We start from the raw sequence: 9,147 nt of genomic DNA, 5'->3' as shown, positions 1-9,147 counted from the left end.
CTTCCAGCTCAGCGGGCTGGGTTACGGACCTGCCTACAGATTTCATCGGATTGGCCATGGGTTGCATCCTGCCTTTGTACTCTAATTGGTCGAAGGCAGGTGTCGCATCTCATATTGGCACGTAGGGCTCTCGCCGGAAGCACTCAAGCTGATCCGTGCTGGCAAGCCCACGGGGGACGCTAAACGTGACGCTCTCGTGCGATTTGTGCGAGTGATTCAGCAAACCAGCGGCACGATCACCGCAGACGAATTCACGGCAATCAAAAAAGCGGGGTACACCGATGTGGAATTGGTGGAAATTACGCTCGCTATCGCGCTGACGATGTTCACCAATACATTCAATCGCGTTAACGACACAACGCTGGACGTGCCGCGCGCGGATTAATGAAGGGGAGCGGTGCGAAAACGCTGCGCGCGCTTCGCGGTCGTTGAGTGAATCTGGGCTGGGGGATCGTCGCACGGTGGAGCAACGAAGCCCAATTCGGTCGCTTTTTCCCGACCGCGTCGGGTAGTGGTAGGGCTTGAATGCGCAAAGAGGCTCTTTCCGATCCTTCGCTGGAACGACATGTTTATTGACTGCCGGTCACAACTGTGCTGACGGTTGGTCACTGTCAGCACGGGATCAGCACCATCGATACAATGAATCGACAGTGCATTTCGTTAGCGAAATAAGCTGACGTAGTCGCCTCATCACGAGTCGACATAGCGCAGGCAATCGCATGCATTTCCTGCTCGGATGAAGGAAGCCTAGTCTCTGAGGTAGGGACGACGAGGCGACGGTCTGGTGAAACGATGCTGGAGCTTCTGTGTGTAATACGAAGCGTACTTTACGTGAAATGGCATAAGCAGAAAGGAAGTGTTATGCGTATTGCAATACTTGGTGCTGGCGGCGTCGGCGGCTACTTTGGAGCACGACTAGCGGCCGCTGGTTGTGAAGTGACGTTTGTCGCGCGCGGTAGGCATCTCGAAGCAATGCGAAATCATGGGTTGCGCATCGAGAGCCCCCTAGGCAATCTTGCATTGGAAAACGTCAAGGCGGTGCGTGACATCTCCGAAGTTGGCAAGGTCGACCTCGTATTCGTGACGGTTAAGCTCTGGGATACGGAAGATGTGGCGAAGTCGCTGGTTCCAGTCGTCGCACAAGGTGCCGCGGTTGTTTCTTTTCAGAACAGTGTTCAAAAGGACGAAGTTCTAAGCAAGTACCTGCCGAAGGAATCGATTGTCGCTGGCGTCTGTTACATCGCGGCGGCGATTGGCGAGCCAGGTGTCATCGTCCATACCGGCATGCAGCAAAAACTAGCGTTTGGTGAATACGATGGCACTCGCTCTGCGCGGGTGGTTGAACTCTACGACGCGTGCTCGAAAGCCGGGATCGATGTTGAAATCAGCGACGACCCGCGTCGGTTAATTTGGGAAAAATTCGTTTTTGTCGTTGGCTTGTCCGCAATAACGTCTGCGGTCCGAAAGCCGGTCGGTGTGGTTCTAGAGAACCCGAAGACACGCAAGTTGCTACTGGACGTCATGCGCGAAGTGGTTGCCGTGGGTCAGGCGAAAGGTGTCGCCATTCCCGATGACTTCGCGCAGAGGCAACTTTCGTTAGCCGATGCGTTTTCACCAACGGCAACTTCGTCAATGCATAACGATCTCGAGCGCGGCAACCGCCTCGAACTGCCTTGGTTGAGTGGTGATGTGGCGGATATGGGGGCGCAAGTGAACGTCCCTACGCCGTGCAACCGCGTCATCGCCGACATTCTGAGTCCTTACGCACTCGGCGCTTAGTTGAGTCAACGCGCGGTTCTACCAGTTATACCCATGTGTCATAGATGGGAAAACGTATCATGAGCAAGACGGTGATCCAGCATGTTCTATCGCGTTTGCATGAGCTTGGCATTTCGGACATTTTCGGTGAAGCGGGCGATTTCGCGTTCCCAATCGACGATGCTGTCTCCACGGCGGAAATTATGCGTAGGTCGGTTGCTGCAACGAGCTCAACGCTGCGGACGGCTTTGCGCGCATCCATGGCGTAGGGGTACTATGTACCACGTACGGCGTCGGCGAGCTTCGCGCGATTAACGGTATTTCTGGTGCATACGCAGAACATCTCCCGGTGATTCATCTTGATGGCATGCCGACGAGCGGGGTGCAGGCTGCACGCCGACTCATACGCCACACTCTCGGCAAGGGTGAATTCGACATCTTCTATGGCGTGGCAGAGCCGGTGGTTTGCTCTCGCGCCATCATGACGCCCGAAATTGGCGCAATCCCTGATACTGCCTACACCGCGGCTACTTCTAACGAGCCTCAATGTGACGCTCCGAGTCCGCAGGGATAGATCCGCATTGCGAAGCGCGGACGCGCGAGTGTCGTGCGTCCGCATCCGGTGCAACGGTGCACCCAGGTTAAAGCGGCCCACTGGGGCTCGAAAGGCCCGCGGAGATACGGCTGAGCTGACTTGCGGCAGCAATATCGGCCATATCGACGCGTACAGACTCATGGCGCGCAAATGGCGATGTCAATCAGATTGGCGCACCCGCTCGCGATGCCGGCTTCGATGGCCGGAGCAATATCGCCGGCCTTCTCGATGCGTCGTGCCGAAACGCCAAAGCCTTGTGCCAGCGCGACATAGTCGATAGCCGGCTGGTTGATCTCCATCGCAATGAACTGGTTCGTCTGTGCGGCAACGTAGTCGACCTTCGATCGCATGAAGTTCTTCAGTACGTTGTATTCGCGGTTGTTCATGACCACAAACGTGACCGGCAGTTTCTCGTGTGCGGCGGTCCACAAGGCTTGCGGAGAATAGAGCGCGGCGCCGTCACCCACCAGACACACGACAGGTTCTCGTCCGAGACCGAGCGAGCAGCCAACGGCCGCAGGCATTCCCCAACCGAGGCCACCGCCGCGCATGAACGAGTACTGATTGGCCGACTCGCTATTGAGAAATTTCCGTACATGCGCCGATGTGGCAATCGCTTCGTCGACGATCGAGACTTTAGGACCGATTGCACGAACCGCTTCCCGGGCTGCGACCAGCGGCGTCACAACCGGCTCGTTAAACTGAGCATCGGAAAGGCTGAGTAGTGCGCTGCGCTGTGCTGCGCGGTTTTCCTTGGCGTTGGTGTTTAATTCGGCGTATGTCTGACGTTGCGTATCGGTTTCCTTTTGAAGGTGAGGCAATAGCGCGCAAAGCGAGACCTTGATGTCTCCGACAACCGACAGCTTCGTAACGTACGTCCGGCCAAGATCTTGCACGTCGGCCGATAGTTGGTAAACGTCACAGCCGGCAGGCACTGCAGATCCCTCAGAGTAGAGGATCGTGATCAGGGATTTTCCGCCGAGCGCGAAGAGTGCGTCGTAGTTCGAGAGGACTTCGGCGATTCCAGTGGCCGTGGTCGGAAAGTTGCCGGCCCACAGCGGATGTGAAGTCGGGAACGGGATGCGCGAAGGCCACGACGATCCAAACACGGGTGCTCCAAGCATCTCCGCCAAAGCTGTGGTCTCTTCCGCTGCCTGACTCAAGTGGATCTCGTCTCCGGCAATGATCGCCAGTCGACCTGGGCGGACCGATGCCAGTTGCTGCGCCAGCTTCGGCAGTGACCCGGCGAGGGCACCGCGGTCGATTAGCGACCTCTCGGCAATTCCAACGGAGCTCATCTCCTCCATGACGTCCATCGGGAACGACAGGAAAACTGGCCCGGTCGGTGCTGCATTCGCGTCGTGAAAGGCTCGTCGGACCAGAACGGGCAATTGGTCCGCAGATGCAACTTCGCGTGCCCATTTGACCGCTGGCTCAGCGATCTTGACAAGGTCACCAAAAAGTAACGGATCGGTCAAAGTGTGCCGGGAATCTTGTTGACCTGCAGTGACCACCAGCGGGGTTCGCGACACGCTAGCGTTCAGCAAATTTCCCATTCCATGGCCAAGGCCACCATAGGTGTGAAGATTCAGAAAGGCGGGTCGCCGAGCGGCTTGCGCATATCCGTCAGCCATCGCAACCGCGGACGCTTCTTGCAGCGCAAGGACGTACTTGAGCGCGGGGGCGCGTAGCAGAGCGTCCATCAAGGGCAGCTCGGTCGTACCCGGATTGCCGAAGATATATTCGACCCCCTCGCTCTCCAGCACGTCGAGAAGGACTTCGGCGCCGCGTCGGGCATTGGCGCTTTTGAGCGAGGTGAATGTACTAGTTGACATAGTTGCTCCATTTTGGCCGACACTGCGGCCAGTCGTTTCTGACGCTTCGATGTCCGGCACGGCCCCGGATCAGACGCGTGTGCCTGGAGCTTACGTAGCCATGGGGCGGGTACGCGTCGCCGTGTTTGTGTGCGGTGCTTCTCGAATGGCTGTCCGGTTGCTGGCGGAACGGGCGTTTCGGGAACCGGCACGCAGGAACGAATACCAGTGACGGCCGCGACCCGCTTTGCCGTTTACGGCGGTTGATGCGCTGCCGTCAAGTCCGCAGCCGACTGCGGAGTCGCGGCTTGGATCGGGTTACCGCCGTCCGGTCCATCCGATTGCGCAAAAGCGGCGGTAGAGAGAGAACAGGCGGCAGCAACGGCGATTGCCGGGATGAGTACTCTCATGACTATCTCCAAAGTGTGTTCGGGAACGTAGTATCGGAGAGCGTCTGTCGAGGTGAAAGTCACGCGACCCGTCCGGGACTGCCGATCGAACACAGTTATTTGCGGTGTGGAGCGAACTTGGTCATGATGCTCGTGGCCGGCCTCCGCAGTTCGGCCGACGTCGGCTCATCTCGGCGCAGCTCGGGTAAATCTCCTGCGTTCGCGCTCATCGTGGCCCTCACTGGATACAGATGTGGCCAAGGTCAACAGTCCGGCGATACACGTTCTTATTCAGCCAGGGGACGAACGTGTACTCGTCGTACGCGTTGCTACCGATGTAAATCCAGTTATGCAGAACGGTTGACATGGCTTCCATCCAGGCGAAATCGCAAAGTCCATGGAATCAGGATAGACAGACGACACGAGAAGCACCATTCTACGAACGGTCACTAAAGTCCTCCCTGGGCTTAACACACTTATACGTCTGTATACCTCGAGGCATACGTGACGGGCTCTCCAGTCAATTGTTTCCACATCGGGATTGGCGCGCGGATCATATCGCATGTCGTTCACATATATATCTTTGTATGTTTGTGCGACGGCGGACACCTCATTAAGATTCGATCGTGCGGTGCAACTTCGAACGCTGAACAGCAGCGTGGCACCGTACGAAAACGTACCGCCAGGATTGCAGATTTCGTCGATAGCGACTGCGCTATTGGCTGGATGCATAGGTGTGCATTGCCCGAAGGCGAGCAGGAGCCGTCAGAAATCCTTTCCTCGAGATTACCAGCAGTGAAATCCCCCGTGGCAGCTTGAGCAACGGTCGCGAAGTGGCGGAGCCAATCGAGGGTTCGGCGAGGACTATGCACGATGAACAAAGAGCCAAGGCCGTTAGATGAGACAGGTGTTCGGCAGCCGGCAGCGGGTGCGTACGGTATCGATAACGGCGCGATAGGCGAAGCCCCTGGTTTGCGGAACCATCCACGCTACGATCAGATGTTTCCGACATTGACGGACGTCGAGATTCAACGGGTACGTCGATTCGGACGCCCATGTCACTATGTCAGAGGAGAGTTGCTTTATCGCAATGGGGTGCTTAGCCCAGGCATGTTCGTATTGCTGTCCGGTGCAGTGCGTATAGTCGGCCGCGACGGTCTCGGCCACGAACGCGTTCTGCACACCTATGTGGAGGGAGGGTTTACCTCGGAGATCGGCCAGCTTTCAAACCGGCCTGCGCTGGTGGATGCGCATGTCGTCGAAGACGTCGAGGCGCTATTGGTCAGGCCTGATGAACTGCGCACCATGATGATCAGTGAAGCCGAGCTCGGCGAGAAGATCTTGCGCGCGTTGATTCTGAGGCGCGGCTTGGCGATCGAACGAGGGGAGGGTGTCGTTATCATCGGTGCGCCCGGTAGCACACGGCTCGTCGCTCTGCAGAATTTTCTGCGTGGCAACGGCTGTCCCCACATGACGCTCGACGTAGACGGGGATGCGGACGCCATCTTGCTACTAGAGAAGTTGACACCGCAGCCCGATGATCTCCCGCTCGTCGTATGCCCGAATGGCGCAGTGCTCCGAAACCCCGATGAGGGGCAACTGGCATCGTGCCTGGGCTTGATTCCCGAGTTCGATCCTGCCCATGTCTATGACGTAGCGATCATCGGCGCAGGTCCGGCGGGTCTTGCGGCGGCCGTCTACGCGGCATCAGAAGGCTTGTCGGCGATGGTCTTGGACTGCCGCGCGCCCGGTGGCCAAGCTGGCACGAGTGCGCGCATCGAAAACTATCTGGGCTTTCCCACAGGGATTTCGGGGCAGGTGCTCGCGGGCCGCGCATTCGCTCAGGCGCAGAAGTTCGGCGCGCATATCGGCATCCCATGCGAGGTCAAGGCTCTCCATTGCGGCAGCAACCCACTCGTTGTCGAGCTCGCCCACGCCCGGAGGGTCATGGCGCGCACGGTAGTCATCGCAACCGGTGCGGAGTACCGGCGCCCCGCCGTCGACGGCCTCGCGCAGTTCGAAGGCCGCGGCGTTTACTACTGGGCCACTCCGATCGAGGCGAGGCTTTGCCGCATGGAGCCGGCGGTTATCGTCGGTGGTGGCAACTCTGCCGGGCAGGCGGCGGTCTTTCTCGCGTTGCACGCCGAGCACGTGCATATGTTCATTCGAGGCGCAACCCTCGAACACAGCATGTCTCGCTATTTGATCGAGCGCGTCGCATCGCTGCCGAACGTGACGCTTCATACGCGTGTGGAACTTTCCGCTGTTGAAGGGGGCGAGCGCCTCGAGCGCGTGCGCTACCACGGCGCCGCTAACGTTGAGGGAAGCATGACGACACATCATGTGTTCATGTTTGTCGGCGCTGAACCAAATACGAGTTGGCTCAAGACGTGCGGGGTGTCGGTCGACAACAGGGGGTTCGTATTGACGGGCGCCAATGGGTCTCACGAGGGCACGCAATCGTTGCCTTTGCAGACGAACGTCGAAGGGGTATTTGCGATAGGCGACGTTCGCTCTGGTTCGACCAAGCGGGTCGCGTCGGCGGTGGGCGACGGCGCGGCCGTAGTAGCGAAAATTCATGGTTTCTTAGCCGCTTTCCGATGAAACTCTACGGGGGCGTCCGTCGTCATCGCGTCTCTCCCGTTCGTCAATCCTAGCGACATGAGTCGGCACCGAGTGACGGAAGCTGGTTGTGCTCCGGTATATCGTTTCGATACATATGTATATCTTGTTGGATGTAGTACGGATTACTAATATTGGGTTACGCGATTTCTCGCGCGAGTCGCCCGAAAGAGCAGCGATCATTCTTCATTTTTCAAATGAGGCATCAAGATGCGACTTTCCAAGGGGTTGACGATCCTGGCGTGGCGCATAGCGTTAAGTCAGTAGGCAATGGCAGCGATTCGCCGTAAACGGCCTGCATGCGTTGCGCAATCTGCGCAAGGGGCAACGGCTCGGTTCGCGCTACATCGAGGGCAGTGGCGATCATTCAAATGGAAATCGCCATTTCATCGGTAGCGCGGACAGGCGGTGATATGCGATTTTCTAAAGTGCCGATACTTAACGGGGACTCGTGCCGAAAGGTCGGTGCGATGGAAAAGCACGGCGATTGACCAGATTCCTATTTCGCCATTTCAGGAATCAATGTGGCTCAAGGCGAGATCGATATATCTATGGGCCAATAAGGAGTGCAATGTGGTTAGTCTGAACATCAACGGCGCAACGCATAGCGTTGACGCGCCTGGCGACATGCCGCTCTTGTTGGTGTTGCGTGACCTCATCGGCTTGACCGGTACGAAGTTCGGATGCGGCATAGCGCAATGCGGCGCGTGCACTGTCCATCTCGACGGCGCCGCAGTGCGCTCGTGCGTCCTGCCTATCGCCGCCGTCGGAGACAAGCGGGTCACGACCATTGAAGGAGTCGGCACGACTCCCGCCGGGCGGAAGATTCAGCGGGCGTGGTATGACCTTGATGTTGTGCAGTGTGGCTATTGCCAGTCGGGACAGGTGATGGCGGCAGAGGCTCTGATCGCGTCTAATCCGAACCCCAGCGACGACGATATCAATGCGGCGATGACGGGCAACATTTGTCGTTGTGGCACGTATAACCGGATTCGGGCAGCGATCAAGCGTGCCGCGGGCGAGGTCTGACATGTCGCGCAAATGGAGAGATGCAAGCACGTCCGCTGTCGCGCACACGGCGACGCAACCGGATGCGTCGCGTCGCGAATTCCTCAAATTGGGAATGACGCTCGCTGCGGCGGCAGGCGGGGGGCTGTTGCTGGGATTCGAAGTGCCCGCCCGAGGTGGTGAGGTACGCAGCTTTCCGATAGGCCGAAGGCGGCAGCGCAACGGTCGAAAAGATTGAAGCCGCAGCCGACACGGGCCTCTCGCAGTTCGTGAGCCGTGAAGTAACGAAGCTGGACCGTCCGGAACTGACCTCGGCCAAGATCATCGTCTCGGGTGGCCGCAGTCTGGGCAACGGCGAGAACTACACGAAGGTTCTCGAACCGCTGGCCGACAAGCCGAACGCAGCACTCGGCGCATCGCGCGCAGCCGTCGACGCGGGCTTCGTACCGAACGACTATCAGGTCGGCCAGACCGGCAAGATCGTCGCGCCGCAACTGTACGTTGCAGTCGGCATATCGGGTGCGATCCAGCATCTGGCCGGTATGAAGGACTCGAAGGTGATCGTCGCCATCAACAAGGACCCGGAAGCGGCGATTTTCAGCGTGGCCGATTATATGGTCTGGTGGGTGACTTTTTCACGGCGGTGCCAGAACTTGTCGCAGCGCTCGACGGCCAGTCGCCGAATTGAACCCTCGAATCAAGTCGGGGGACTGCGACTTAGCAAGCGGTCTACCGAGCTGTCGATGCACCGACAGGATGCCGTTGGTTCGGTCTACAGCTTTGAAAGAAGAGTTTGGTAAGAGCGTGGTCGGTATGAGACCGTCTTCCCCCAACCCCTACGTGCCAATATGAGATGCGACACCTGCCTTCGACCAATTAGAGTACAAAGGCAGGATGCAACCCATGGCCAATCCGATGAAATCTGTAGGCAGGTCCGTAACCCAGCCCGCTGAGCTGGAAG

General features: G+C 58.2%; 9 protein-coding genes and 1 pseudogene. 7 read left to right on the top strand and 3 right to left on the bottom strand.

The features are described 5' to 3' along the window. The first annotated feature begins 196 nt into the window (after positions 1–196). The 4 genes from GNZ12_RS38855 (at position 197) to GNZ12_RS44020 (ending at position 2,332) form a co-directional block, all read left to right on the top strand. The gene (locus tag GNZ12_RS38855; protein ID WP_172317623.1) at positions 197–385 is read left to right on the top strand and encodes a carboxymuconolactone decarboxylase family protein; all 189 of its coding nucleotides are present in this window, start codon (positions 197–199) and stop codon (positions 383–385) included. A 476-nt stretch (positions 386–861) separates the two neighbouring features. Beyond that, complete coding sequence (locus GNZ12_RS38850; protein ID WP_172317621.1) at positions 862–1,779, top strand: ketopantoate reductase family protein; 918 nt, start codon at positions 862–864, stop codon at positions 1,777–1,779. A 59-nt stretch (positions 1,780–1,838) separates the two neighbouring features. Then, entirely contained in the window at positions 1,839–2,027 is a 189-nt protein-coding gene (locus GNZ12_RS44025; RefSeq protein WP_216673535.1) for a hypothetical protein, read from the top strand. Beyond that, positions 2,015–2,332 carry a hypothetical protein gene (locus GNZ12_RS44020; protein WP_328806143.1) on the top strand — a complete coding sequence of 106 codons (318 nt, stop codon included), beginning with the start codon at positions 2,015–2,017 and terminating at the stop codon, positions 2,330–2,332. The genes GNZ12_RS44025 and GNZ12_RS44020 overlap by 13 nt, the downstream gene beginning before the upstream one ends. 158 nt (positions 2,333–2,490) lie before the next feature. Here GNZ12_RS44020 and GNZ12_RS38840 read toward each other — a convergent pair whose 3' ends face one another. The 3 genes from GNZ12_RS38840 to GNZ12_RS45175 all read right to left on the bottom strand — a co-directional run bounded on the left by GNZ12_RS38840 (position 2,491) and on the right by GNZ12_RS45175 (position 4,923). Further along, positions 2,491–4,248: a thiamine pyrophosphate-binding protein gene (locus GNZ12_RS38840; RefSeq protein WP_328806142.1), complete on the bottom strand. Its 1,758-nt coding sequence runs from the start codon at positions 4,246–4,248 to the stop codon at positions 2,491–2,493. Positions 4,249–4,421: 173 nt separating this feature from the next. After that, a complete protein-coding gene (locus tag GNZ12_RS38835; protein WP_172317619.1) occupies positions 4,422–4,577 on the bottom strand; it encodes a hypothetical protein in 156 nt (51 codons plus the stop codon). A gap of 217 nt (positions 4,578–4,794) precedes the next feature. Then, positions 4,795–4,923: a hypothetical protein gene (locus GNZ12_RS45175; protein WP_268959095.1), complete on the bottom strand. Its 129-nt coding sequence runs from the start codon at positions 4,921–4,923 to the stop codon at positions 4,795–4,797. Between the two features lie 506 nt (positions 4,924–5,429). Here GNZ12_RS45175 and GNZ12_RS38830 point away from each other — a divergent pair. From GNZ12_RS38830 to GNZ12_RS38820, 3 genes and pseudogenes are all read left to right on the top strand, one after another. Then, positions 5,430–7,160, top strand: a complete 1,731-nt coding sequence (locus tag GNZ12_RS38830; protein WP_172317617.1) for an FAD-dependent oxidoreductase — start codon at positions 5,430–5,432, stop codon at positions 7,158–7,160. A gap of 591 nt (positions 7,161–7,751) precedes the next feature. Continuing rightward, positions 7,752–8,207 carry a (2Fe-2S)-binding protein gene (locus GNZ12_RS38825; protein ID WP_172317615.1) on the top strand — a complete coding sequence of 152 codons (456 nt, stop codon included), beginning with the start codon at positions 7,752–7,754 and terminating at the stop codon, positions 8,205–8,207. A 182-nt stretch (positions 8,208–8,389) separates the two neighbouring features. Continuing rightward, positions 8,390–8,874 (top strand): annotated as a pseudogene (locus GNZ12_RS38820) (electron transfer flavoprotein subunit alpha/FixB family protein); the annotation flags it as partial. Between the last annotated feature and the right edge of the window lie 273 nt (positions 8,875–9,147).

It is taken from the genome of Paraburkholderia solitsugae, assembly GCF_013177695.1.
Classification (GTDB): Bacteria; Pseudomonadota; Gammaproteobacteria; order Burkholderiales; family Burkholderiaceae; genus Paraburkholderia; species Paraburkholderia solitsugae.
This window is presented reverse-complemented; position numbering and strand designations above follow the sequence as displayed.

Excerpts from the sequence above, each read along its gene's own strand:
- GNZ12_RS44025 (WP_216673535.1), top strand. The coding sequence starts at position 1,839 with ATGAGCAAGACGGTGATCCAGCATGTTCTATCGCGTTTGCATGAGCTT.
- GNZ12_RS38830 (WP_172317617.1), top strand. The coding sequence starts at position 5,430 with ATGAACAAAGAGCCAAGGCCGTTAGATGAGACAGGTGTTCGGCAGCCG.
- GNZ12_RS45175 (WP_268959095.1), bottom strand. The coding sequence starts at position 4,923 with ATGTCAACCGTTCTGCATAACTGGATTTACATCGGTAGCAACGCGTAC.
- GNZ12_RS38850 (WP_172317621.1), top strand. The coding sequence starts at position 862 with ATGCGTATTGCAATACTTGGTGCTGGCGGCGTCGGCGGCTACTTTGGA.
- GNZ12_RS38835 (WP_172317619.1), bottom strand. The coding sequence starts at position 4,577 with ATGAGAGTACTCATCCCGGCAATCGCCGTTGCTGCCGCCTGTTCTCTC.